This window comes from Mucilaginibacter metallidurans, from assembly GCF_003286435.2.
Lineage (GTDB): Bacteria > Bacteroidota > Bacteroidia > Sphingobacteriales > Sphingobacteriaceae > Mucilaginibacter > Mucilaginibacter gossypii.
In genome coordinates, this window is record NZ_CP043449.1 from 6,601,558 (window position 1) to 6,627,212 (window position 25,655).

The 25,655-nt window shown below is 42.6% G+C and carries 26 protein-coding genes; 4 read left to right on the forward strand and 22 right to left on the reverse strand.

The genetic code is table 11. The annotated features are described in order from the left end of the window. Positions 1–60: 60 nt before the first annotated feature. The 7 genes from DIU38_RS28360 to DIU38_RS28390 form a co-directional block, all read right to left on the reverse strand. Positions 61–1,323 carry a glucose-1-phosphate adenylyltransferase gene (locus tag DIU38_RS28360; protein WP_090532368.1) on the reverse strand — a complete coding sequence of 421 codons (1,263 nt, stop codon included), beginning with the start codon at positions 1,321–1,323 and terminating at the stop codon, positions 61–63. Beyond that, positions 1,320–2,744, reverse strand: coding sequence for a glycogen synthase (locus DIU38_RS28365; protein ID WP_112658878.1), 1,425 nt, complete (start codon positions 2,742–2,744; stop codon positions 1,320–1,322). The genes DIU38_RS28360 and DIU38_RS28365 overlap by 4 nt, the downstream gene beginning before the upstream one ends. A 340-nt stretch (positions 2,745–3,084) precedes the next feature. Continuing rightward, positions 3,085–5,424, reverse strand: a complete 2,340-nt coding sequence (locus DIU38_RS28370) for a TonB-dependent receptor (RefSeq protein WP_208057666.1) — start codon at positions 5,422–5,424, stop codon at positions 3,085–3,087. A gap of 183 nt (positions 5,425–5,607) precedes the next feature. Continuing rightward, positions 5,608–8,415 carry a DNA polymerase I gene (gene polA / locus DIU38_RS28375; RefSeq protein ID WP_112658876.1) on the reverse strand — a complete coding sequence of 936 codons (2,808 nt, stop codon included), beginning with the start codon at positions 8,413–8,415 and terminating at the stop codon, positions 5,608–5,610. Positions 8,416–8,573: 158 nt separating this feature from the next. Continuing rightward, positions 8,574–9,137, reverse strand: coding sequence for a DNA-3-methyladenine glycosylase I (locus DIU38_RS28380; protein ID WP_112658874.1), 564 nt, complete (start codon positions 9,135–9,137; stop codon positions 8,574–8,576). Next, complete coding sequence (locus DIU38_RS28385) at positions 9,137–9,736, reverse strand: biopolymer transporter ExbD (protein WP_112658872.1); 600 nt, start codon at positions 9,734–9,736, stop codon at positions 9,137–9,139. The genes DIU38_RS28380 and DIU38_RS28385 overlap by 1 nt, the downstream gene beginning before the upstream one ends. 106 nt (positions 9,737–9,842) lie before the next feature. Continuing rightward, positions 9,843–10,190: a carboxymuconolactone decarboxylase family protein gene (locus DIU38_RS28390; RefSeq protein WP_090532360.1), complete on the reverse strand. Its 348-nt coding sequence runs from the start codon at positions 10,188–10,190 to the stop codon at positions 9,843–9,845. Positions 10,191–10,302: 112 nt separating this feature from the next. Between DIU38_RS28390 and DIU38_RS28395 the strand changes: the two genes are divergently transcribed. Continuing rightward, positions 10,303–10,680, forward strand: a complete 378-nt coding sequence (locus DIU38_RS28395; RefSeq protein WP_112658870.1) for a VOC family protein — start codon at positions 10,303–10,305, stop codon at positions 10,678–10,680. Positions 10,681–10,747: 67 nt separating this feature from the next. Then, positions 10,748–11,107 carry a VOC family protein gene (locus tag DIU38_RS28400; RefSeq protein WP_112658868.1) on the forward strand — a complete coding sequence of 120 codons (360 nt, stop codon included), beginning with the start codon at positions 10,748–10,750 and terminating at the stop codon, positions 11,105–11,107. A 218-nt stretch (positions 11,108–11,325) separates the two neighbouring features. Here DIU38_RS28400 and DIU38_RS28405 read toward each other — a convergent pair whose 3' ends face one another. Together DIU38_RS28405 and trmB are read right to left on the reverse strand one after the other, a co-directional pair. Further along, positions 11,326–11,658: an MGMT family protein gene (locus DIU38_RS28405; protein ID WP_112658866.1), complete on the reverse strand. Its 333-nt coding sequence runs from the start codon at positions 11,656–11,658 to the stop codon at positions 11,326–11,328. After that, a complete protein-coding gene (gene trmB, locus DIU38_RS28410; RefSeq protein ID WP_112658864.1) occupies positions 11,658–12,317 on the reverse strand; it encodes a tRNA (guanosine(46)-N7)-methyltransferase TrmB in 660 nt (219 codons plus the stop codon). The genes DIU38_RS28405 and trmB overlap by 1 nt, the downstream gene beginning before the upstream one ends. Positions 12,318–12,515: 198 nt before the next feature. Here trmB and DIU38_RS34565 point away from each other — a divergent pair, with 198 nt between their 5' ends. Together DIU38_RS34565 and DIU38_RS34570 are read left to right on the forward strand one after the other, a co-directional pair. Beyond that, a complete protein-coding gene (locus tag DIU38_RS34565; protein WP_149354195.1) occupies positions 12,516–12,920 on the forward strand; it encodes an ISAs1 family transposase in 405 nt (134 codons plus the stop codon). Between the two features lie 130 nt (positions 12,921–13,050). Further along, positions 13,051–13,635 (forward strand): ISAs1 family transposase, encoded by a 585-nt coding sequence (locus tag DIU38_RS34570; RefSeq protein WP_149354120.1) that lies wholly within the window; start codon positions 13,051–13,053, stop codon positions 13,633–13,635. A gap of 228 nt (positions 13,636–13,863) precedes the next feature. On the opposite strand, the gene DIU38_RS28425 is transcribed toward DIU38_RS34570, so the two are convergent. From DIU38_RS28425 to rpiA, 13 genes are all read right to left on the reverse strand, one after another. Next, complete coding sequence (locus DIU38_RS28425) at positions 13,864–14,310, reverse strand: hypothetical protein (RefSeq protein ID WP_091167049.1); 447 nt, start codon at positions 14,308–14,310, stop codon at positions 13,864–13,866. A gap of 3 nt (positions 14,311–14,313) precedes the next feature. After that, entirely contained in the window at positions 14,314–14,664 is a 351-nt protein-coding gene (locus DIU38_RS28430; RefSeq protein WP_167516304.1) for a phage holin family protein, read from the reverse strand. A 61-nt stretch (positions 14,665–14,725) separates the two neighbouring features. Beyond that, positions 14,726–14,992 (reverse strand): YtxH domain-containing protein, encoded by a 267-nt coding sequence (locus tag DIU38_RS28435; RefSeq protein ID WP_090532345.1) that lies wholly within the window; start codon positions 14,990–14,992, stop codon positions 14,726–14,728. A 163-nt stretch (positions 14,993–15,155) separates the two neighbouring features. Then, complete coding sequence (locus DIU38_RS28440) at positions 15,156–16,190, reverse strand: AI-2E family transporter (protein WP_112653388.1); 1,035 nt, start codon at positions 16,188–16,190, stop codon at positions 15,156–15,158. Between the two features lie 78 nt (positions 16,191–16,268). Beyond that, the gene (locus DIU38_RS28445) at positions 16,269–16,472 is read right to left on the reverse strand and encodes a hypothetical protein (protein ID WP_091167056.1); all 204 of its coding nucleotides are present in this window, start codon (positions 16,470–16,472) and stop codon (positions 16,269–16,271) included. 1 nt (position 16,473) lies between these two features. Then, entirely contained in the window at positions 16,474–17,922 is a 1,449-nt protein-coding gene (locus tag DIU38_RS28450; RefSeq protein ID WP_112653387.1) for a sigma-54-dependent transcriptional regulator, read from the reverse strand. Positions 17,923–18,094: 172 nt separating this feature from the next. Beyond that, on the reverse strand, positions 18,095–18,697 hold the full coding sequence (locus DIU38_RS28455; RefSeq protein WP_091167061.1) for an outer membrane beta-barrel protein: 603 nt from the start codon (positions 18,695–18,697) through the stop codon (positions 18,095–18,097). A 389-nt stretch (positions 18,698–19,086) separates the two neighbouring features. Continuing rightward, positions 19,087–19,818, reverse strand: a complete 732-nt coding sequence (pgl, locus tag DIU38_RS28460) for a 6-phosphogluconolactonase (protein WP_112653386.1) — start codon at positions 19,816–19,818, stop codon at positions 19,087–19,089. Between the two features lie 7 nt (positions 19,819–19,825). Next, positions 19,826–21,340, reverse strand: a complete 1,515-nt coding sequence (gene zwf / locus DIU38_RS28465) for a glucose-6-phosphate dehydrogenase (RefSeq protein WP_090532336.1) — start codon at positions 21,338–21,340, stop codon at positions 19,826–19,828. Between the two features lie 26 nt (positions 21,341–21,366). Continuing rightward, on the reverse strand, positions 21,367–22,791 hold the full coding sequence (gndA, locus tag DIU38_RS28470) for an NADP-dependent phosphogluconate dehydrogenase (protein WP_112653385.1): 1,425 nt from the start codon (positions 22,789–22,791) through the stop codon (positions 21,367–21,369). Further along, positions 22,788–23,414, reverse strand: a complete 627-nt coding sequence (locus DIU38_RS28475; RefSeq protein ID WP_091167070.1) for an HAD family hydrolase — start codon at positions 23,412–23,414, stop codon at positions 22,788–22,790. The genes gndA and DIU38_RS28475 overlap by 4 nt, the downstream gene beginning before the upstream one ends. A 101-nt stretch (positions 23,415–23,515) precedes the next feature. Further along, positions 23,516–24,604 carry a transaldolase gene (tal, locus tag DIU38_RS28480; protein ID WP_112653384.1) on the reverse strand — a complete coding sequence of 363 codons (1,089 nt, stop codon included), beginning with the start codon at positions 24,602–24,604 and terminating at the stop codon, positions 23,516–23,518. A 269-nt stretch (positions 24,605–24,873) separates the two neighbouring features. Next, complete coding sequence (gene rpiA / locus DIU38_RS28485; RefSeq protein WP_091167076.1) at positions 24,874–25,581, reverse strand: ribose 5-phosphate isomerase A; 708 nt, start codon at positions 25,579–25,581, stop codon at positions 24,874–24,876. Positions 25,582–25,655: the final 74 nt, after the last annotated feature.

The following is a 25,655-nucleotide window of genomic DNA, read 5'->3' on the forward strand; positions in this document are numbered from 1 at the left end:
TTTAGATGGTTAGTTCTATCTATAACAAATTAACTATGGTTTGTTTTTTTTATTTTTTAATTAAATAACCGTGCCGCTTGGTATTATAGCGCGCTTCTTAACTACCACAATACCGTCCTGCACGGTATGGGTGCCGTAATCGCCGTCTTCAAGCTTCTCGCCGCAGTTAATGGTTACATTGTTGCCGATGTATGTATTTTTATCAATAATGGCGTTTTGAATATGGCAATTATCGCCGATGCCCATAATTGGCGAACCGCTTTCTTTGCATTCGGCAATCTCCTCAAGAGTTTGATAATTGTCGCTGCCCATTACATAACAGTTTTCGATAATGGTATTAACACCAATGCGGGTGCGGATCCCTATTATAGAATGGATGATCTGTTTGGCATTGATAATACAACCGTCGGCAACAATAGATTTTTCCATCAGCGTGCCTGATATTTTTGACGGCGGCAACATGCGCGCACGGGTATAGATCGGGTTTTTATCAAACAGGTTAAACTTGGGGATATTATCAGTTAAACCCAGGTTGGCCTCAAAAAATGAAGGGATAGTACCAATATCTGTCCAGTAGCCTTCGTATTGATAGCTGGCTACGCGATGGCCTTCAATTGATTGTGGGATGATCTCTTTACCAAAGTCGGTACGCTCGTTGCCTTCAAGCAATTCATATAACAATTTGCGATTAAAGATGTAGATACCCATTGACGCCAGGTATACGCGGCCTTCAGCCTCCATCTCCGGACTAACCTCTGACGCCCAGCTTTCGAAATTGCTTTTGGGTTTTTCGATAAATGAGGTGATCATGTTGTTTTCGTCAGTTTTCAGGATCCCGAAGCCCGGAACGTCAGCTGCATCAACAGGGATGGTAGCTATCGAAATTTCGGCATTGGTTTCGATATGATGGTTGATCATATCTTCAAAATCCATCTGGTATAGTTGATCGCCCGAAAGGATCAGCACATACTCAAACTCATGCACCGCCAAATGGTGTAGGCTTTGCCTAACAGCATCGGCCGTACCCTGAAACCAGGCTACGCTTGACGGCGTTTGCTCTGCCGCAAGAATATCAACAAAAGCATCGCTAAAGCTGCTGAAATGATAAGTGTTTTTGATGTGCTTGTTTAAGGATGCCGAGTTAAACTGCGTCAACACATAAATACGCGTAATACCCGAGTGCAAACAGTTTGAAATGGGAATATCCACCAAACGATATTTACCCGCAATTGGAACTGCCGGCTTTGACCGCGTTGCGGTAAGCGGTGATAAACGGCTGCCCTGGCCGCCACCGAGCACAATGGAGATTACTTTGGATGTCATAAAGTTAGTTTTAAGCTTTCGTATAGTTCAGTGTATTGTTGTGTTGAGCGTGCCCATGAAAAATCAAGGGCCATCATTTGTTTGCGTAGCTGCTGCATTTTTGCGCTATCCTGGTAAAGTTGTTTTGCCCTGAAAACTGAGTGGCAAATATCCTGCACGCTGGCTTGTACAAAGCGGATCCCGTAGCCTCCCTCATCGCCAAAATCAATAACAGAATCTTTCAATCCACCAGTAGTACGTACAATTGGCATGGTGCCGTAACGCAGTGCATAAAGCTGATTAAGGCCGCAGGGCTCCACCCGCGATGGCATCAGCAGAAAATCGGCGCCGGCATAAATCAGGTGCGCCAATGACTCGTCATAACCTATAAATACATTGCAATGCTCAGGATATTTATTTTTAAGCTGAAGCAAGGCAAGTTCGTTTTCTTTATCGCCGGCTCCTAATATTACAAAGTTAACTTCGCCTTCGTTTTCGAGCAGGCTGCGTTCAATAGCGGCAGGCAACAGATCTGCGCCTTTTTCAACAACCAGGCGGCCGATAAAAGTAAACAATGGTTTTTCGGGATCGAGCTCAAAACGTTTGCAAATAGCTTCTTTATTAGCCCTTTTGCCTTTAGCCAATGTTTTAGCCGAAAATTTGGTTGGGATCATTGGGTCGGTTTGCGGGTTCCAAACCTCGGTGTCGATGCCGTTCATGATACCGTAGCCCTTTGCCCGTTCAATGTAAAACAGGTACTCCAAACCATTGGAGTTATAAGTAAGCTCCTCCAAATAAGTTGGGGACACCGTCGTATAACGCCAGCTGCATTTAACCGCAGCTGCCAGTGGATTGATCCCGCCGGCCCAGTCAAGCAAGCCTGTTTTGGTCAGGTCAATTTCAGGTAATAAGGATAGCCTGTCCCAGCCGAAAGCGCCGTGGTACTGGCCGTTGTGTATGGTAAATATGGTTGGGGTATTGGCCAGCCTTGTATATAGCTTGGAATGATAAAGTAAGAACGGGACTAACCCGGCGTGGTGGTCATGACAATGGATCAAATCAGGCGTTTGCTGTGAATAACTGATCCAATCTAAAAATGCCAATTGAAAAGCCATGAACTGGTCGCGCTCATCAGGGTAACTGTAGATATTTTCCCTGTCGAGCAAGCCCGGGATTTTTACTAAATAAAGTTCAAAACCGAGTTTATTCGTTTTCTCTTTCAGTATCTCGAAGAAAAGTCGGCGATTACCGAGTAAGGTTGCAGCAGCAAACACAATTTCAAAGTCGTTTTCCTGGGTAAACTTACGATCGTAAAAAGGCATAACAACCGCAGCCTGCAAACCTGCAAGGTTCTGGTACTTAGGCAATGCGCCAACAACATCGGCAAGCCCGCCAACTTTAGCAACGGGATAGCATTCGGCACTCAAATGGTATATTTTCATTCAGGTTTTATTGGCTCAATTTAAGCAAAGATTACCAAAAGAGAAACCTATGAGAATTAATATAGTTTTGGAAAATTTAGATAAAAACCGCTGAAATTTTATTATCGTTAAGATGTTATAGTTGTAAAAATGATAGGGAAAAGGAAGGATTGAGAAAGTACCTGCGCTTACGAATTATTGCTATACCCGGTACACTAAGGATAAAAGTGCAGGAAAGTGCGATTGCCCTCTTGAGAGCTGAGGAACGGAGTGTCTATGCTTTGTTTTTTTAACACAGAAACACAGCCCCGCCTTTGCTCTTCCCCGCGCTTACCCTTGAGAGCGAAGTTTTTTAAATTGATCAAAACTCAAAAATAACCCCAAGTGTTGGCTGCACATTCCCGCCTTTGCGGTTAAGCAATTTGGTTTGAATGTGCGACGGGTCGCCTGGCTGATCCTGAAGGTTTCCTGAAGCATCTTTCACCGCAACTACAACCGGTTGTTCCTTATAGGTATGAGCTGTTAAATTTTGAATGTCGAAGTAAACGTTGAACGTGTAATGTTTAAAATAGTACTTTTTATCAACCCGGGCGTCAAGCTGGTAAAAAGGATCTAAAACCCGGCCGTTCAATTGCGTGTAATTGAAAATTCCCTGCGGATAAGTACTGTAATTTGTTTTAAGTGACGATAGCTGCTGATCATAAGGCGTGTACGGACTGCCACCTGTAAACCTGAATTTAGCACCTATTTCCCAGTTGCGTTTAAGGATTTTGCCGGCGGTCATGCTTAAAATATATCGACTGTTCCAGGATGATTGCACATAGTTGCCATTTTTGTTCTGAAACTCACTTTTGAAAAGTGTGAGCGCGAAAATGCCATAAAAACCTTTGTTTAGCTTTTGCTGTGCGAAAAACTCCACGCCATAACTACGGCCGTTGCTTTCGCCAACAACCGCATCGTTACCAATAACACCAAAGTCGGCACCAAGATTAGCCAGCGAGATGGAATCATTCAATTGACGAATAACAGGATAATGTTTGTAATGTTTATAAAAACCTTCAACCGTAAAGCGGGTGTTTTTAAGCGTATTATACTCAAAGCCTAATACCAGCTGTTTGTTTTCAATATAATTTACATCCCGGTTTACCAAACGATTAGTGCTATCCCGATAGCCCATAACAGTATAGGCCGGCAACTGGTAATAAATACCAGTATTAAAATTGATGCTAAACTGATCGGTAAAGTTATAGGAGGCAGAAAAGCGCGGCGAAAAGGTTTTTAGCAGGTTGTTCATCCGGCTTGAATAGTTGTTGGCATCGGCCCTGGCACCGAATGAGAGTGATAGCTTATTGTCAAAAAATATTCGGCTGATTTGGCCAAACAGGTTATACTTAAAAAAATTAATCTTTGATTGGTAAATATGGTTGCCGAAGGGCAGCAAGTTAAACGTATTGGTGCTGTAAGACGCCGTTTCTTCGCCGGTACCGAAGTTTACACGATAATTGCCCGCCTGTTCGGTATGCTCAAACCTGAATTTGTTCTCTGCCTCGGCCGACCGGTAATTGAGCGTTTGGCCCAAACTCTCGTCATTATTCCTGAATTTTTGCGCTCCGTTATCCAAATAACTGCGACTAATCACCACCTGTGAAAAGCCATGTTGCCCAAAGTGTTTATAAACCGCACCAACTGAATAGTTTTTCTGATCGTTGGTTGGGATTGTTGCCAAAATGTACTGGTTTTCTTCGGTTGGATCGGTGCCGAAGTTGAGCTTAAACTTATCGAGCGCGCCAAGGCCGATGAGTGTAAGCTCGTTTTTGTTGTCTAATTTGGTTTTAACCTTAAACTGAAAATCTTGGTATGATGGTAAAAAAGGCAGTTTAAGTAATTTAAATAAACCTTGCAGGTATGAGTAACGGTACGATGCCAGATAGGTAGTTTTTGAACCCAGCGGACCTTCAATAGTAGCACCAAAATCGCTCGAGCCGATGGTAAGGGTGGCCCCCATTCTATCCGACCGGCCATTTTTTTGGTTGAACTCAAATACAGAACTTAAAGCATTGCCTCGATTTGAGGGAAAAGCCCCCGAATAAAAATTAACCTCTTTCACAAAATCTACGTTGATGAGGCCAACTGGTCCGCCGGATGAGCCCTGTGTGGCAAAGTGGTTGATGTTAGGAATTTCTACACCGTCGAGGTAAAATCGGTTTTCGTTAGGCGCTCCCCCTCTTATAATAATATCATTACGGAAACTTACCGGCGCCGAAACACCGGGTAACGACTGGATAACTTTTGAGATATCACGATTGCCGCCAGGGTTTCGCTTAATTTCGGATACGCCGATGCTACGTAATGATACCGGGCTTTCAAGCGTTTTGTTGAGGCGGCTGCTTGCCGTAATTTTTACCTCATTAAGGCTGGCTACCTCCTCATCAAGTGCTATATCCACAATAGTAGCCTTAACGTTATTTACCTGGATATCTAACGAGGATTTGCTTTTAAAACCGATTTTTGAAAACGATAAGCCAAAATTTCCCGGTTTTAAGACAATCTTATAGTTGCCGAGTGAATCGGTGATTGTACCGATGGATGATTGATTAATAACCATTACAGAAACTCCCGGAAGTGGTATGTTTGAAAGCCCGTTGGTAACAGTCCCTTTAATAACAGCTGTTTGGGCATTTGATGATGAATATGTAAACAAAGCACACAGATATATTATGCTAAGTTTAAGTAACGCTTTATTCACCGGTGCCTCCGTTGTAATGGTTTGTCATGGAGCTTAATATATTAAAGCGATTTTTGCTTTCATAGTTTTATCAGTAAAATGTGCGGGCAAATAAAATGGGGATAAACAAGGCCGATATCCCCATTAAAGTCTGAGGACTTAGTGCGCTTCAAGCCAGTTCAAACCAGTGCCGATTTCAACCATGATGGGTACCTCGGTTTTGATAGCGTTTTTCATGTGATGCATAATGATCGGTTTCACGATCTCTACTTCATGATTCGGAACGTCAAACACCAACTCGTCATGTACCTGCATGGTCATGCGGGCATCCAGCTTTTGTGCCTTAAGTTCTTTGTGGATATTGATCATGGCTATCTTGATCATATCTGCAGCCGAGCCTTGTATAGGCGCATTGATAGCATTTCGCTCGGCAAAACCGCGAACGGTTGCATTGGCCGAATTGATATCGCGCAAATAGCGGCGGCGGCCCATCAGCGTACACACGTAGCCATTTTCGCGGGCGAAGTTCATCGTATCGCTCATGTATTGTTTAATGCCGGCAAACTGCACAAAATATTGCTCGATGATCTCGGCAGCCTCTTTACGCGGAATCCCCAGGCTTTGTGATAAGCCAAAGGCCGACTGGCCGTAAATAATGCCGAAGTTAACAGCTTTTGCATTGCGGCGCTGATCGCTGGTTACCTCGTCAAGCCCGATGCCGTAAACGTTGGCAGCTGTTGCCGTGTGGATATCGTGGTTATTGATAAAGGCCTGCATCATGTTAGGGTCCTTACTGATCTCGGCAATGATGCGCAGCTCTATCTGCGAATAATCCGCAGAGACGATGGTATGGTTGCTATCTCTCGGAATAAAAGCTTTCCTTACCTCGCGGCCGCGCTCGGTACGGATAGGGATATTTTGCAGGTTGGGGTTAACGCTACTTAATCGGCCTGTTGCGGCAACAGCCTGGTTGTATGATGTATGTACCCTGCCTGTTTTAGGGTTTACCATCTGCGGCAGCGCGTCAACATAAGTCGATTTTAATTTTTGCAGCTGGCGGAAATCAAGGATATCACGCACAATATCGCTCTTGGCAGCTAATGAAAGCAATACGTCTTCTCCGGTTTGATACTGGCCGGTTTTGGTTTTTTTGGCTTTAGGGTCAAGCATCAGTTTCTCGAACAATACTTCACCCAGTTGTTTTGGCGATGCAATGTTAAATTTTACGCCCGCTTTTTCATAAACCGTTTTTTCATATTGGGCAATGTCGGTTTCCAGTTGCTTGCTAAACTCACGCAGGGTATCATGGTCTATTTTCACACCTTCGTACTCCATATCGGCCAGTACATAAATAAGCGGGTGCTCTATTTCATTCACCAGTTTTTCGCCTTCAACCTCTTTTAGTTTAGGCTCAAAAATATCTTTTAGCTGCAGGGTGATATCCGCATCCTCGGCGGCGTATTCTTTTATTTTTTCAAAATCCACATCGCGCATATTGCCCTGGTTTTTGCCTTTGGGGCCAATAAGTTCGGTTATGGAAACAGGTTTATAGCCCAGGTAATTTTCCGACAGGATATCCATATTGTGGCGGGTATCCGGATCAAGGATGTAATGGGCCAGCATGGTATCAAACAGAGTTCCTTTCACTTCGATGTTGTACCATTTGAGCATCAGGATATCAAACTTAATGTTTTGCCCTATTTTGCCGATATTTTCATTTTCAAGCACTGCTTTAAATTCGGTAACAATGCTTTTTGCTCCCGCCTGGTCGGCAGGGACGGGTACATACCAGCCCTGTCCTGGTTTAACAGAAAACGACAGGCCTACCAGTTCGCAATGATTAGGATCGGTACCGGTGGTTTCGGTATCAAAGCAAATGGTTGGCTGCTGTGCTAATATTTTGATCAGTTCGGCCCGTTTTTCAACAGTGTCGGCCAAATGATACTCATGCGGCGTATTGTTAATATTTTTGGCAGCGATGATCAGGTCCTCACGAATATCTTCCACATCAACTGTCATGGTGGTACGACCAGTTGCCGTTGGATTGCCAAAAAGATCGATCTGGGTTCCGGCCGGTTTCATTTCAGTAATACTGAAATCATCACCAAATACACGCTTGCCTAAAGTACGGAACTCTAATTCGGCAAAAAGCGGCTCTAATAGTTCCTTACTTGGAGCGCATACTTCGAGGCCTTCTTCATCCAGTTCAACAGGTACATTTAGCAATATGGTAGCCAGTTTTTTCGACATCAGGCCCTGCTCTTTAAACTGTTCAACGTTTTCGCGCTGCTTTCCTTTAAGCTCATGGCTATGCTCAAAGATATTTTCCATTGAGCCATATTGTTTAATAAGGGCTTTGGCCGTTTTTTCGCCGATGCCCGGAATGCCCGGAATGCCGTCTACCGCATCGCCCCATAGCCCTAAAATATCTATCACCTGGTCAACTCGCTCAATTTCCCATTTCGCCAATATCTCTTTCACTCCTTGTATTTCCATCTCGTTGCCCATGCGGGCCGGTTTGTAAATGAAAATATTATCTGATACCAATTGGCCAAAATCCTTATCGGGAGTCATACAATAAACAGTGTAGCCCTTTTGCTCGGCTTTTTTTGCAAGGGTACCGATGATATCGTCGGCCTCGTAGCCATCTGAAGTAATAACGGGGATGTTAAAGCCCAGGATAATTTTTATTACATAAGGTAAAGCTTTTGCCAAATCTTCGGGCATGGCTTCGCGGTGGGCTTTGTAGCCTTCAAAATCGGTATGTCGTTCGGTTGGTGCTTCGGTATCAAAAACCACGGCCATGTGGGTGGGGGCCTCCTTTTTCAAAACATCCAGCAGGGTGTTGGTAAATCCCATCATTGCCGAGGTGTTTAGCCCGTTTGAGGTAAACCGTGGTGTTTTACTTAAAGCAAAATGCGCCCGGTAAATAAGGGCCATGCCATCCAAAAGAAATAGTTTTTTCATAATATCATTGACACTAATTGCACGAATTTAAGCTAATTGACTCGAAATTTTTGATGCTGGTGTTTATGCAAAGAACACGATTTTTAATGAATTGCATGGTTTTAATTTCATTATCAATTTGTGTAATTCGATCACATTCGGGAAAATTCGTGTTTGTTTTATTTGAAGCTGCAATCAGGAATGTGATCATTTACCATACCGGTAGCCTGCATGTGAGCATAACAGATGGTGCTACCGAAAAACTTAAAACCCCGTTTTTTCATATCCTTACTGATAGCGTCAGATTCGGGGCTGGTAGCCGGTATTTTATGCGAATGATTTACGATAGGTTTTCCATCGGGCATAAAGCTATACAGGTATTTATCAAACGAGCCAAATTCTTTTTGTATGCCGATGAACAGTTTAGCATTGTTCATAGCGGCTAATATTTTGAGCCTGTTGCGGATGATACCCTCGTCATGCATTAAGCGCTCAACATCTTCATCGGTAAAAGCTGCTACTTTTTGCACATCAAAATTGGCAAATGCCTTACGGTAGCCTTCGCGGCGGCGCAATATAGTTATCCAGCTAAGCCCGGCCTGTGCAGATTCTAATATCAGAAATTCAAATAAGGTATGATCATCATGAACTTCTTTGCCCCATTCTTCATCGTGATATTTGATATATAATTCGTCGGTGCCTGCCCAGGAGCAGCGGGTTAGGTTGTTGGTTTGATTGCTCATTATATTTGTCTTAGGTAAGAATAAATGATTGAAAATTTGTTGATTTTTTGCTGACCTAACATGTCTATCACTTTCTTGATCTCCGGGTATGGGGTTTCAGCATCGGCCATAAGAACAATGCGTGTGCGGGTATTGTGTTGTTTCCATGTTGCTTTGCGCGATTCAATTATCCACTCGCTTAATTCAATGAGTGACAACCCTTGTTGAGCATAATAATCTGAAGCGTTATAATAGCCCGAAATATATTTTTTCATTTGGGGCAGTGGCGTTCCTATCACATCCGTTTCTCCAAATTTAGTTGCATCTGCCGGGGTGAATGTCATATTGTGCTTGCTTCCCATTTGTTTTAAAGCAGTCTCTCGTATATCGGCATCCTCAAGTTTGAGCATTAATTTTTTCTGCCCGATGAGAATTGTGGCGTAATTCCCCTCAGGATCGCTGGTGTTAAAGCATGATCCAACCGGCAGATTGATCAAAATAGGATAACGTGTTGCCGGACGACCACTCAGCATGAGAAACGATAGAACGATCAGTAATAAATTGAACATCGGAAACATATCTACATCAAAATGCTCTCTGCGGGAATTAGGTTTATACATGACGTGAAAAGGTTAAGTAAAGGATTAAACAACGAAGTTACAAGGAGCGAAGCCTATAATGCTAAACAGAACGCGCTTCACTCGTTATAACGACGATGTCACGTACTTATTTCACTTCGTTTAATTCATCCCAGTATTCTACCGCTCTGCGATAATGTGGAATAACTATTGAGCCTCCAACCAAATTGGCTATCATAAAAATCTCGTTCATTTCATCGTGATTAACGCCCGCTTCGTGGCATTTGCCGAGGTGGTATTTAATGCAATCGTCGCAGCGTAAAACCATGCTGGCAACCAGGCCGAGCATTTCTTTGGTTTTAACATCCAGTGCGCCTTCGGCATAGCTGGTGGTATCGAGTGCAAAAAAGCGTTTAATATTGGTATTGGCGGTTTCCATGATCCTGTCGTTCATTTTAGAGCGATAGGCGTCAAATTCTTCTACAAGTTTTCCCACGGGGTGTTGTGTTTGTTAATAAAAATTTAAGCTAATTAAGCTAAAATATTTAGCATTTAAAAGATTGGATCGTTATTTTTATGGCGTTAACCAAATTCTTTACACACTAATTATGGAAAGTTTATCACCTAACATTTTTGTAAACGATATTAATGCAACCATCAGCTTTTATGAACTGCTTGGTTTTAAAGTGGCAATGAGTGTTCCCGAAACCGGGCCCGATCTTGTTTGGGCTATGATGACTAACGGAAGCGTTACCATGATGTTCCAAACCTTTAGCAGCCTGGGCGATGATCTGCCCGAGATAAGCCGTACCGATGGCGGCTCATTACTGTTGTACATCAACCTGAAAAATATCCGTACTTTTTTCGAAGAGATAAAGGATAAGGTAACCGTACTAAAAGGCCTCGAAACTACTTTTTATGGTGCTACCGAATTCTCCATAAAAGATAATAACGGTTATGTGCTTACTTTTGCCGAGCATGAATAACCGGGGTTATCATAGAAATTAATAATTTAATTAAAATCGCCTTCTTTAGGGGGATTTAGAGGGGCTTATGATCAACTTTAAACGCGCCGACCATATCCAGATTTGTGTTCCGTTAGAACGGCTGGAAGAAGCAAGAATTTTTTATACCGACGTTGTGGGGTTACAGCGGATAGAACGACCGGCCTTTAATTCAAAAGGCTATTGGTTTCAGATATCAGATATCCAGCTTCATTTAAGTACCGAAGATGCTTTACCGCGAACATCGCGGCATACGGCCTTTGAGGTTGCCGATATTGCAGAAGCCCGCCGGCACCTGGAAAGCTATGGCGTTGAGTTTTGGGAAGAACCTGTTCTTCCGGATCGCACGCGGTTTTCATTTATTGATCCATTTGGAAACAGGATGGAGTTGCTGCAGTTTACAGAGTAAACTAATAATTGCTGCTGGAGCCAACAAGTGTTAGGATGATGAAATTATCTATATTTTAAAATAGAAAAAATGCCATTGCGAGCGTAGCGCGGCATCTAGTCCGTTTAGGTTGGTCTATACATGACTTTTATGCATTGGCTACGAGATTGCCACGTCGCGCTCACGCACTATCCGGCTCGCTCCTCGCAATGATATGGTTAAATGAGTTTAGCGGGAGATTACAACGCCAGCTCTACCATAGGGTCCCAAAAAACTGTTTTAAAATCCTGCACTTGATCGTCAACTACTTTTATGCCTTCACTTTCCAGCATTGCAGCCATGCGGTTGCCGCCGAAATGAGCTTTTGCCGTTAGTAAGCCCTGACGATTTACCACCCGGTGAGCCGGAACTGCTGGTTTGGCATTGCCCGCTGCCTGCATGGCCCAGCCTACCATGCGCGATGAGCCTTTGGTACCAAGATAGGCTGCAATAGCACCATATGAGGTCACCCGTCCCGGCGGAATGAGTCGGGCTACCTGGTAAACTTTTTCAAAAAAATTAATGTCCTCCATCAGGCGTTTTCAGGAAATGAAAACTTAAGGTAGTTAATGTTTTTGTTATCCTTTAAATATTTTTTCTCGTAGTAGGTTTTAATAGAAAGTACCTCGTCCGCATATACCGAATTGTATAGATCTTCAGTTTTAATGTACAGATTCAACTTCAGCTCGTCAATTTTTTCTGCGGTATAAGCGTGCAGTCCGTCGTTATCTGTTTTAAGGTTAACACAGCCACCTGGTTTTAAGACGATGATATATTTATCTAAGAACCGTGGTGAAGTCAATCGCTTTTTCTCTCGGCTTAATTGCGGCTGCGGGTCGGGGAAGGTGATCCAGATTTCATCAACCTCGCCGGGGGCAAAATAATCAAGCAGGTTTTCGATCTGGATGCGTAAAAAAGCAATATTAGGCACACTATCTTCGATGGCAGTTTTGGCGCCGCGCCAAATGCGGTTGCCTTTGTAGTCGATACCAATGAAGTTTTTATTGGGGAACATCCGCGCGAGGTTCACTGTATATTCGCCTTTGCCGCATGCAAGCTCAAGCACTACAGGATTGTCATTTTTGAAAAACTCAGAACCCCATTGTCCCTTAAAGGGTTTGCCGGCATCTAATTGCAATACATTACTAAAGGTTTCAACCTCGGCAAAACGCCTTAACTTATCTTTTCCCACTTTACGTTTTTAAAATAAAGCGCAAAAATATTGAAATTATTTTAACATGAATGATTTGCTTGTTGCAGCGCCAGGGCTGACGTATAAGAAACGGTAAAAATGAGTAGTGTTACCAACAAAATGTTGGTAAAGAGGGAATAAGTTTAAATGTTCGGGGGGGGGTAAAGCCTTTTAGAGTTTTTTCTTTGTAAAAAGAATATGACAACCTCACTCCAAGATCATTTCAGATGGATACCCGATCCGCGCACGGGCAATAATAAGAAACATAATTTACTGGAAGTAATAATCCTATCGGTATTGGCGGTTGTATGCGGTGCGGAAAGCTGGTGCGAAATGGAGGAGTTTGGCAAGGAAAAAGAAGACTTTTTAAAACAGTTGCTACCGCTTGAAAATGGCATACCGAGTCATGATACGATCAATCGCGTTTTTATGATGATCGATGCGGATGTTTTTGAACGCTGTTTCCGCGCCTGGACGGCGGAACTTGGCCAGAGCCTTCAAACAACAGGTACATCTGGCGAAAGGGAACTGATTGCTATCGATGGAAAGAGCGTCTGCAATAGCGCCTGCAAGCATCAGGGATTGGGGCATTACATTTGGTAAGTGCCTGGTCAGGCCGTAATCAGTTGGTACTTGGGCAACAAAAGGTGGCTGACAAGAGTAATGAGATTAGTGCCATCCCGGCATTACTATCTTTATTGAACATTAAGGGGCAGTAGTCAGCATCGATGCGATGGGCACCCAAAAAGCAATCGCTGAAAAGATTATCGAAAGTCAGGGGGATTATATCCTGGCCCTGAAGCAAAACCATGAAACGTTTTATGACCAGGTAACCAACCAGTTTAACTTCAGGGAAGACAGTTACAGCCAGCATCTGGATAAAGGGCACGGGCGGTCTGAGATCAGAACCTGCAAGGTCATACATGAACTTAACTGGATTGACGAAAAGGAAAATTGGAAAGGAATAAAGAGTATTATCAAAATCACCTCCGAACGCATAATTGGGGACAGCCGTACTACACAAAATCGTTATTACATCTCCAGCCTTCAGGCAGACGCTGCCTATTTTAACAAAGCCATCCGCACACATTGGGGAATAGAAAACCAGTTGCACTGGCAACTGGATGTTGGTTTTGCCGAAGATTATAATACCACACGAAATAGTCAGGCTGCACAAAATCTTGCTGTAGTCAGAAAGATAGCTTTAAATATTCTAAAGGCTGACAAAACCAGCAAAGCCAGCATAAAGGCCAAAAGAAAAATGGCTGGGTGGAATCACAAGTTTCTCCTAACACTTATAGCTAACAAAAATTTCTAATGCGTCGGCCCTGGTTGCAGCGCAATTAAATCGAATTGCACGAATTGGTTTAATGGATCTGTATAGCAGGTTTGAGAAATTCGAATAATTAGCAAAATTCGTGTGGGAATTTTTAACATGAATTGATTTGTAGATTGAGCAGCAACTAATCGAATTACACGAAGTTCAAAGGTTAAACTTTCTAATTCGTGAAATTCGTCTCAATTCGAAAAAATCGTGTAAAAATTATTATACAACAGCCCCGCCCACAGGCTTAACATATGGCGTAGGTTTATATGCTACGTCATCTTTCTTTTTGGTGAATTTGGCGAAAAGCGTTTTTGCTTTGTCCCAAATGCTGCTCACGGTATCTTCATTAACATAGTTTGAAGCTTTTTGTGATACCAGGCCAACCAGTGTTTTTACCAAAAAGTTGGAGTGTTTAAAAAGCGTTTTATTCAAGGTAAGCGGAATCACGAACCTGGAGATGAGGTTGAGGATATCGGGATGAAAAAAACTGGTATTTTTTACACCATCGGTATCATTTGAACGCGGGAACAGCGTAAGCACAGTTGAAAATAAAGCAGAAGGGCTGTTAACGCGCGCTTTCAAAGCCACCGATTGCTGTTTTTCAAGTGTTTTTAACCTGAATATTTCGGCTTGCAGATCGCTGATGTTGGTGATATGGAGATCCATGGTTTATCTTTTAAATATTTTTTGAATAAAGATGTTGATAAGCGGCCTTTCAAGGTGTCGTTTAAATATCTTGATAAACATGGCTATCAAAAAGTATAGCACGGCAATACATCCAAAACCCATCCAGTAAGAGTGTAAAATATCGGCAAGAAAAAAGCCTAAGGTAACACTTGCAAAAAGAAAAGCCAGTACCATGCTTATTACAGTCACCAGATCAGCAATGATGCTTGCTAATATGGAGGTACCACCTTCAATAGCTTCGTATTTTAAAAGCTTAAACCGGGTTTCGGCATATTCCTTTAACTGATCAACTATTGGGGGTACTGGCGGTTGAGTCTCTTTTTTATCTTCCATGAGTAAGGTTATATATCCCGGATGTTGTTTTATCCGCATCCGGGATTGGTGTTATACATGCTTATGCGTGCTCCAGGTCGTCCTGGTATTCTTCTTCGGCACCTTTAATTTTCGACTTGATGTTTTCAACAACTTTGTCTTTTAAGCCAACCAGGTTGTCAATTTCGGCAGCGGCAGTATCTTTTATCGACTCTCCAAGGTTTTTTAATGATTCGGTAAGCTTGTCGCGGGTTTCATTGCCTTTATCGGGTGCAAACAAAATACCTAACGCTGCCCCTGCTGCTAAACCGGCAAGCAATGCAACAACTACTTTTGAGTTATCATTCATTGTAATATAATTAAAAGTTGAACATTTTATTAGTTACGTGTAAATATCCTGCCAAATATGTGCATTTGGCACAATTATTTTTATTTAAGTATAAATTAACTTTTATCAGTCAAATAAATTTTACCCTGTGTTCACAAAACTATTCAGGGCTGTACGATATATTTTATACGCTGTTTATCCGTTCAAGCCTGTCGGCCGCCATGCGGTTTGTTTCATAAATTTCCATCAGCAGCAGGAAATAGGATAGCAGTACCGGGCCAAACACCAGGCCCAGGATCCCGAAAAGGGGCAGGCCTATAAAAACGCCTATTATTGAAATAATAGGGTGTGTGTTGGCAACACGCTTGTTAATGATCATGCGCAAAAAGTTATCAATATTGCCAATGAACAATAAACCATAAGCCAGTAATGCTACCCCCTGCCAGTTGTGCCCCTGAGCAAACAATACAATGCTTGCCGGGATACATAGCGTTGGTGCACCTACCACAGGTAAAAACGAAATAAAGATAGCGATAACCCCCCAAAAAATCGGGTCGGGAATGCCAAATATCCAAAATCCGTTGGCCAGTAGTATTCCCTGTGTAAGTGCTATAATTCCCTGGCCTAAAACGTTTGAATAGGTAGAATCGCGCAGGGCATTGGCAAATTTCAATGCATGCTGCTCCCTGAATGGCGCATATTTCAATAACCCGGCCTCAAATTCACGTATTTGTGTAAACATGAAATATAGTATAATATACAATACCAGCAGGGTCAATATGGTGTTGGCCGCGCTGCCCAGTATAGACGGGAAGAGACCGGTGGCAAAAGTGCCTAATTTTTGCAATGTCTCTTCGGCAAAATGAGGTTGATTAAGGTTTGCGCCGGCAAATGCATCAATTTTTGAAATCCACTGGTCAATAGGAAGATCTTTAAGGTTGATGCTTGAAATTTTGCCCACAACCATTATGCTTAGTGTTAAGAAGGGGATCACAATCACAATAAGCGATATAAAAATAATAAGCAGGGCCACCAGCGAGCGGTTCCATCCTTTGTTTTCGGCAAGATTAATATAAAGGGGACGAAAAATGGTGAACAATACCACTGCGCCAAGGATTGAGCTAAACAAGCTGCTGAGCGCATATAATAAGAAACAGCCAAGTATAATGATACTCGCCAGGATAATATTGTTGCGCTGCTTATAATTGAAGACTGACATGTAGGCTGTTGATTGATACTTGCTTAAACAAAAAAACGCCAAAAAGTTTTAGCGTTTCAATCATTAATTGCAACGCCTTTAGTTGGTATCGTTAAGCAGGGTATTGATTCGGATTGAACTTATTTCTATGGTATCCATGTAAAACAAACAGTCTGATGTTGGATTGGGTATTTCATACCGTAATTGCTCAAGCGCCAGGTGAATGTTTGATAATTGATTTTTTATGTCGTGCCTTAGTTTACGCAGGGTCTCGGCATCGTCTTTTTCTTCATGAGCCCCCATTTTACTTAAGGTTAATGGCCTTCATTTTATTATAAAGGGTTTTGCGGTCGATATTCAGGATTTCGGCAGCTTTGGTTTTGTTGAAATTAACTTCCCTTAACACCCTTATAATTGTTTCATACTCGGCCTCGAGCGCGGCATTTTTAAGGTCATGACGGGGTTCTTTAGCCTCGGGCGCTTCTTCTGTATGCGATGTGGTATGATGATGTTGCGTATAATGATTAGCCGTTTCGTATGATAATTTATAGGTCGACATTTCAAGCGGCAATGCTTTAAGCGTGATCTCATTGCCCTCGGCCAAAAGTGCTGCACGGCGGATCACGTTTTTAAGCTCGCGGATATTGCCCGGCCAGCGGTAGTTCATAAAGCAATCTACAACCTCCTGTGAGAAGGATTCAACGTTGCGCCCGAGCTCCTGGTTGGCTATTTTTAAAAAATGTTCGGCCAGTAATATAATATCATGGCCGCGCTCACGTAATGGCGGCATGTAAATGCTAAACTCGTTAAAGCGATGATAAAGATCTTCGCGGAAGCGGCCTTTCTGAATCCCTTCCTGTAGGTTCTCATTGGTGGCTATGATAATGCGTACATCAAGATCTATCTCTTTAGTACTGCCTATTCTTTTAACTTTACGTTCCTGTACGGTACGAAGTAAAGCAGCCTGGATCTCGTACGAAAGGTTGCCCACTTCATCTAAAAATAAAGTGCCTCCGTTAGCCATTTCAAAGTGGCCTATTTTAGTATATAAAGCGCCGGTAAATGAACCCTTTTCGTGGCCAAAAAATTCACTTGCCGCGAGCTCCTTGGTTAAAGAACCGCAATCCATAGCTATAAAAGGCTGGTTATGCCGCGGACTGTTGAGGTGAATACTTTTCGCTACGGATTCTTTTCCGGTACCGCTTTCGCCTAAAATAATAACACTGTAGTTTGTTGGCGCCACCAGTTCTATCTGCCGGGCAAGCTCTTTTGACGCGCGGCTGGTGCCAGTTACAAATTCGGCTGCAAAAACGGTTTTTTTTACAGGGTTAGCTTTAGCTTTCTCAGGTAAAATAGTGGCCTGTGGCTCCTCGTCAATTTCAACCAGGGCATGGTGTGTCTCAAGGGCCTTATTAATAGTATTTAATATTTCATCGGGATACAGCGGCTTGGTGATATAATCATAGGCCCCCATTTTTATAAGCTCAACCGCCATTTTAATATCTGAATAGCCGGTGATGATGATAACCCCTGTTTTTGGATATTGGATTTTAATATTGCGGAGCATTTCACGGCCGTCGGTATCTTCGAGCCTGAAATCACATAGTACAAGTTGATATTCACCATTTTTCAACGCTTCCATCCCCCCGGTACCGCTTGATGCCGTACTAACGTCAAACCCATTCCGCGTCAAAAACTTCGATAGCAATAACGCCACATTAACTTCATCATCAATGATGAGGATCCTTTTCATATTCAGCAATTATTGTGCGGTAAATGTAATATTACGTGTCAAAATACAAACAATGTGCTAATTTATACGATTTATTTAATTATAAAGGTTCATATCAACTAAAAAAACATAATAAAAAAGGGGAGCCGAATGAGCTCCCCTTTTTATATCAAGGTATTTGTAGGGCCATATATTAAAAGCCGTACGCTACACGTAAACCTATAAAGTTAACTTTGCTTTGATCAACACCTGTTGCATATTTGGTAGTTGCTTCATAGCGGATACCAGCATCAATAAAGCTGCTTGCACTTACCGGGAACTGAACACCAACTTGCGGAGCATAAACAAATGCAGTTGATTTATTAGCGCCAACGTCAGATTTGTTTAACAGGAATGCAGCACCGGCTTCGCCCTGAACATAAAAATTGCTGATAGGGAAGTATTTCAAACCTGCTTTAACCGGGATTAAATGAAAATCAGGTGCGTCAAGGCCTTGTACACCGCCAATATCTTTTTTACCGAATACGTTGTTATAGCCTGCGTTAACAGTAACAAATAACTGGTTTGAAAGAACCGGGATATCAGCCTGTACCGAACCGCCTAAATTCCACTTGTAGTTATCTTTGAAATTGCTAAGAGGAATGCCTGCGTCAACACCGATGCTGTAACGGATGCCGCTTTTAGTTGTAGTTGATGTTGTAGTAGTGGTGGTAGGTGTAGATGTTTGTGCTTTTGCACCAAATGCTAAGCCTGCAAATGCAAGGGCTAATGCTGAAACTTTGAATAAATTTTTCATAACTATTGTTGTGTTTTTGATATATGTTGTTTTAAACACACAGCAAATTAACAACACAAATCAGATGCGATTTTTCATCCAAAAGTCATGAATATTTAATCGATTGATTAATAGTAATTTATTTTTTGACCCTATGGGTATTTTAGTCAGGTGAGTGTAAAATGGACTTGTAATTGCTGTTTTTCTGTCAAAATTAACGTTAGCTTAACATGTGCCTTTGACCCGAAAAATGATGAATTCTGCGTGAAATTGGGCGAAACGAGTAAATGCCGAAAAAATCCTGTGAATTTAGTTTGCAATTTACATCCGGTAATCATTATTGAACTGCTCAAAAAAAAAGGGCTTAAGCAAACGCCCAAGCCCTTTAGTTGCTAAAATAATAGCAGATATTATTCTTTATTCTCCAAATCGGCAGCAGCAGGTTCGTCGAGAAACCATTCTACTTCGCCGGATATGGAATCAATAAGCTGTGCCGGATAAAGCTCAATATCCTCATCATCTTCCAGGATGTGTTTTACAGCTTCGGCCTTACCTGCTCCGTAAACTAAAAACGCAATATGGGCAGCATCATTAATAAGCGGTGCGTTGAGGGTAATGCGCCATACCTGCTGATCTTCAAGCCATACTTCTTTTACACCAGGCACACGGTCGTGCAACACCGGCGTATAAGGGAATAATGATGCGGTGTGCGAGTTATCGCCCAAGCCTAACAGCACGAGGTCAAAGCTTGCCTCGGTATCATCAAAAAACGCTGAGATCACTTCCCAGTATTTGGCTGCAGCTTCGGCAGGGCCAAACGATGTCTCAACCGGAAAAATCTGCGCCGGACTGATCATCAATGGCTCAAACAACGCTTTTTTTGCCATTAGGTAGTTGCTGTCCTTATGGTCATGTGGCACGTTGCGCTCATCGCCAAAAAAGAAGAAAACCTTTTCCCAATTCACCTGGTCGGCGTATGTTGTTGAAGCTAATAGTTCGTATAGCTTTTTAGGTGAGCTGCCGCCCGAAAGCGCCACACTGAACTTCCCGTTTTTGTTAATGGCTTCGGTAGCCAGTGTAACAAAATGATCGGCCAGCCCGGTTAAAACTTCACCTTCCGTGTTATAGATATTCAGTTTCATCAGCTTTTTATTTTTTACCGTTTACAGGTAAAGTAAACCAGTTATAGCCATCACGGGCAATTAAAGCTTCTGCAGCTTCAGGGCCCCATGAATCGGCCGAATAATTAGGGAAGTTAAGGCTCTTTTTATTTTGCCATGTGTTTAGTATCGGCATTACCAGTTCCCATGCTGCCTCAACCTGGTCACCACGCATAAACAGGGTTTGATCGCCCATCATGGTATCCAGGATTAGTGTTTCGTAAGCTTCAGGTGCCTGGTTGGTATAAGTACCTTTATAGTCAAACACCATATCAACGGCGTTTAATACCATATCAATACCGGGGCGTTTAGCCTGCACCTGCAAACGGATGCTCATCTCTGGCTGAATGCTGATGATCAACCTGTTTTGCTGCCAGCTTTCGGTAGCTTCGGCCGGGAAAATCTGGTGAGGGACATCCTTAAACTGGATGGTGATAACTGATGATGACTGGTGCATTCTTTTACCTGTACGCAAGTAGAATGGTACACCTTGCCAGCGCCAGTTGTCGATGAAGAACTTAATTGCTGCAAAAGTTTCGGTATTTGATTCCGGATTAACTTTTGGTTCTTCGCGGTATCCCGGTACTTCTTTACCTTTCATCCATCCGCTGCCGTATTGGCCTCTAACGGTCGAATTACGAACATCTTCGGCGGTAAATTTGCGCATTGCTTTCAGCACGTCAACTTTACGGTCGCGCACTTCATCGGCACTAAAGCTGATAGGCGGCTCCATAGCAACGTGGCAAAGCAATTGCAGCAGGTGGTTTTGGATCATATCACGCATAGCGCCCGAACCATCGTAATAATCGCCGCGTTCTTCAACGCCTAATTGCTCGGTAACGGAGATCTGTACGTGTTCAATGTGGTTACGGTTCCATAGCGGCTCCATAATGGAGTTGGCAAAACGGAAAGCCATGATATTTTGAACAGTTTCTTTACCCAGGTAATGATCGATACGATAGATCTGGCATTCATCAAAAATGCTTTTCAATAACTGGTTCAGATCTTTTGCAGTTTCCAGGTCGTGTCCAAATGGTTTCTCAATGATGATCCTTACACGTTTTTTATCATCGGCCAATTTAGCTTTTGATATGTTTGAGGCAATGATCGGGAAGAAATTAGGCGCTACCGCAAGGTAAAACAACACGTTTGCCTTAGTTTTCCACTCGGCGTTGTGTTTCTCAATGCGTTTGCCAAATTCTTTGTATGTTTCAAAATCAGTAGCGTCAGATACCTGGTAATAAACGTTTTTTACAAATTCGGCCCATTGTTTATCATCCGTTTTACCGCTGCGCGAAAACTGGTTGATATCTTTATATAGGTTTTCTCTGAACTGCTCGTCGGTTAGCTTGGTACGACCGGTACCAATAATGGAAAATTGTTTGGGCATCCATCCATCTAAAAATAGATTATATAGGGCCGGCGCAATTTTCCGGGAGTTCAAATCTCCCGTTCCACCAAAAATGATAAATATGGTAGGGTCTGATTTAGCTGTTGTGCTCATTGTTTTGTTTTAATTAATAGCGTCAATTAGTCGTTTGCCGGAGCCCATTGTGTATGGAAAGTGCCTTCTTTACCAATCAGCTCATAAGTGTGCGCGCCAAAATAATCACGCTGGGCCTGGGTAAGGTTTGAAGGCATTCTTTCGCTGCGGAAAGCATCAAAATAGCTCAATGCTGAAGCATAACCGGGAGCAGCAACACCGGCAGCAATAGTAGCCGATAATACTTTCCTGATGCCTGGTAAGGTACCGGCAACCAATGCCTGTATATCACTGTCAAGCAAAAGGTGAGGCAGTGCCTGATCTTTATTGTAAGCATTGTAAATGTCATTCAAAAATTCTGAACGGATGATACAGCCGCCTCTCCAGATCTTGGCAATTTCGCCCAAATGAAGGTCATATTTATACTCTTCAGATGCTTTGGTAAGCAGGTGCATACCCTGTGCATAAGTAAGGATGCTGGTAAAATAGAAAGCCTGCTCTAAAGCAACCAGTAACTCTTCTTTATCGCCTTTAAGCTCAATAGGGTCGTTATAAAGGGCAGAAGCTTTTTCGCGCAGTGATTTGTATTTAGACAGGTCGCGCATAGATACCGATGTATCGATGGTTGGGATTGGGGTTACCAAATCCATAGCCACCTGCGACGTCCATTTACCTGTACCTTTAGCTTTCGCTTCGTCTTTAATATCATCTAACAATAAATGATCGGTTCCAGGTGCTTTGTATTTGAAAATATCTTTGGTGATATCTAACAGGAATGACTTTAAACGGCCTTCGTTCCATTTAGTGAACAGATCGCCAATTTCGTCGTTACCTAACTTTAAGCCTTTTTTAAGGATCTCATAAGTTTCGGCAATTACCTGCATGATACCGTACTCGATGCCGTTGTGAACCATTTTAACAAAGTGACCTGATGCGCCAGGGCCAATGTAAGTAACACACGGTTCGCCGTTAACTTTAGCAGCAATGGCTTCAAAAATAGGTTTCATGACAGCATAAGCATCCTTATCGCCACCCGGCATCATGCTTGGGCCACGACGGGCACCTTCTTCACCGCCTGATACACCCATGCCAAAGAAATGCAGGCCTTTAGCCTCCAGTTCCTCAACACGACGGTTTGTATCAGTAAAGTGCGAGTTACCGCCATCAATCAGGATATCGCCTTTTTCCAATAAAGGGGTTAATTCCTCAATTACAGCGTCAACAATTTTACCGGCAGGCACTAACATCATGATAGCCCTTGGTGTGGTAAGGCTCTGTATAAATTCTTTAACATCGGCAAAGCCTTTGGCAGCCCTGTCACCAGCTTCCTGGTTCAATGAATCTACTTTACCGGTATCTTTATCGTGCCCGGCCACCGCGAAGCCATGATCGGCCATGTTCAGCAGCAGGCTGCGACCCATAACACCCAGGCCTATCATACCAAAGGCGTATTTATTTTCTGTTGCGCTCATGTTGTTTTGAGGTTTTCTTTTTTAAGAGTTTCTAAAATTTTCTTAGTGTTTTCGAGGCTGGTGTGCTGAAAAGAACGGATGCCTAATTTTTGCGCGGTATCGACAAACATTTTCCTGTCGTCGAAATAAACGCATTGCTGAGGCGATACCTGGGCTATACCCATGGCTAACTGCCAGATACCCGGATCAGGTTTACGCATTTTTACTTCGCATGACGATACAAAGGCATCAAAACACTCATGCAGCTTAAACTTACGTACCCTATAATCGTTTAGCTCCTTACCCTCGTTGTTCACTGATATAATGCGGAAGCCACAATCTTTTTTCCAATCTTTCAGGAATTGCAGCATAGGCAATTCCACAGATGTAGAATAGATGAAATCCTTAAAATCTTCGCGTACAAAATCCCGCGGGTGGTTAAATATCACCGTATCAAGGTATTCGTCGAGCGTGATACTGCCAATTTCATATACGTTAAAAATGAAATTATGCAGCGCGTTAACTTCTTCGTAATCAAGGTTAAAACGTTTGGCCGCTTCTTCGCGCGCCTCATGCCCCCATCCGTTCGACAGCAAAATGCCGCCCACGTCAAAAAAAAGGATCTTCAGATCAGCAACTTCCATAGATGTATTTTTTTAGTCGTAAGTCTTTAGTATTAAGTCCGAAGTCAAAATAATTACCCCGACTTCGAACTCATCGCTTTCGACTTAAGACTTCGAACTTATTACTTATTCTTTTGTGTTTCGATGGCGTTCAACAACTTTTCAAATGGCTTGTTGAATTTCTCGATACCTTCGTCTTCCAGTTGCTGGGTTACAGCAGCAAGGTCGATACCTAAAGAAGGTAGTTTGGCTAAGATCTCGGTAGCTTTATCTAAACCGGTTTCTAAAGTGTTGGCAGCAACACCGTGATCACGGAAAGCGTCAACAGTTTCCAGAGGAACGGTATCAACCGTGTCCGGGCCAATTAATGCCTCAACATATTTGGTATCTTTAAATGCAGGGTTTTTGCTGCCTGTACTTGCCCATAATAAACGCTGTGGTTGTGCACCTTGCTCGGCAAGTTTTTTCCACCTTTCACTGCTGAATACCCTTTTATAAATTTCGTATGCTTTTTTAGCTGATGCGATTGCGACCTCACCATACAGCTCTTTTTCGCCTTTTGCTTCAATGATCGGGTCCACAATAACGTCGATACGGCTCAGGAAGAAGCTGGCTACTGACGCAATGTGGTCGATTTTATGACCTGCAGCTAAATGCTCTTCCAAACCGGCAATGTAAGCTTCGGTTACTTCTTCATAACGCTCTAAACCAAACAGCAGGGTAACATTGATGTTGATACCTTTTGCAATTGATTGCTGAATAGCAGCCAAACCCGGTTTAGTACCAGGGATTTTGATCATTACGTTTTCGCGGTCAACTTTTTTCCAAAGCTCTTCGGCTTGTTTAGCAGTACCTTCGGTATCTAAAGCCAGGAACGGAGAAACTTCAAGGCTTACGTAACCATCAACTTTGTTTGATTCTTCGTAAACACCTTTAAACAGGTCGGCAGCAGCCTGGATATCTTTAACAGCTATTTCAAAAAACAGCTTTTCGTTATCGCTTTCAGATTTAAGTGCAGCGATATCAGCATCGTAATCAGAACTGCTGCTGATAGCCTTTTCAAAAATTGCAGGGTTTGAAGTAACGCCGCGTACGCCGTCAACGTCAATTAATTGTTTAAGTTTTCCTGAAGAAATGATCTCACGGTCAATAAAATCAAGCCAGATACTCTGACCAAAACCATGTATCTGCGCTACGTTATTAGTTGCCATAATAGGGTTTGTTTTTGTGTTTGTTAATTATTTTGTTAAAAGCGCGATGAAGGTAGTAAAAATTGCTACCAAATCGGTCTATTATGTAAAGTTCTTAATAAGAATGTCAGTAATTGTAAGATTTATATAATACTTTGTTAACATTTCCGGGTTAAGTCTGCAGTTTTTAGCAGTAAATGCCGGTTTTTAGTCTTAAATTAGAATTAGCAAATCAAAAGTCTCATTTTCTTTAAGATTTCGGACTAAAGAAGTCGAACTTAAGGCTAAATCTAACTGTTCGAGGCCATGATAATATTCACATCAAAGCCGATAAAAAGCCCGCTTTCAATTACCCCTGTTATCGATTTAATATCCCTTTCAAAACTTTTACCAATTTCATCGAATTTGCAATCCAATACAAGGTTGCCATTTTCTGAAATTATTGGCCCATCCTTACCTTTTGCCGGACGGATAGCTATTTCGGTGGCCCCTAAACTTTTCAGCTCCTTTTCCACATAAGGCAATGCCTGTGGGAAAACCTCGATAGGTACCGGAAATTTCGAGCCTAATTTATCAACCATTTTCGACTCATCAACTATAATATAACTTACTTCACTTGAGCTGATGAGCAACTTCTCTTTAAACATAGCCCCGCCGCGCCCTTTGATCAGGCTTTTGTCGGGGTCAACCTCATCTGCTCCGTCAAAAAGCCAATCGGGTTTATGTTCATACAGCGTTGTTATTGGCAGGCCCAGTTTACTGCAAAACATAGAAAGCTCCACAGAAGTGGGGATAGCTTTTACATTCAGCTTTTCATCTTTTACCCTTTGGGCAATGGCCACCAAAGCCAGGTATGATGTTGAACCCGAGCCAACACCTATAATATCGCCATCCTTAACTTTTGCCGCTATTTCGGCAGCTACCTTTTGTTTGCCTTCGATATTGATAATCTTATCGGCCCACTCCAGGTTATTTATCAGGTTGCTGTTCCAGTTCATTTTTTTGTTAGATGTGAGATATGAGATTTGAGACGTGAGATTAAGATATAGGATCAGCGTCGAAGCTTTTCCCA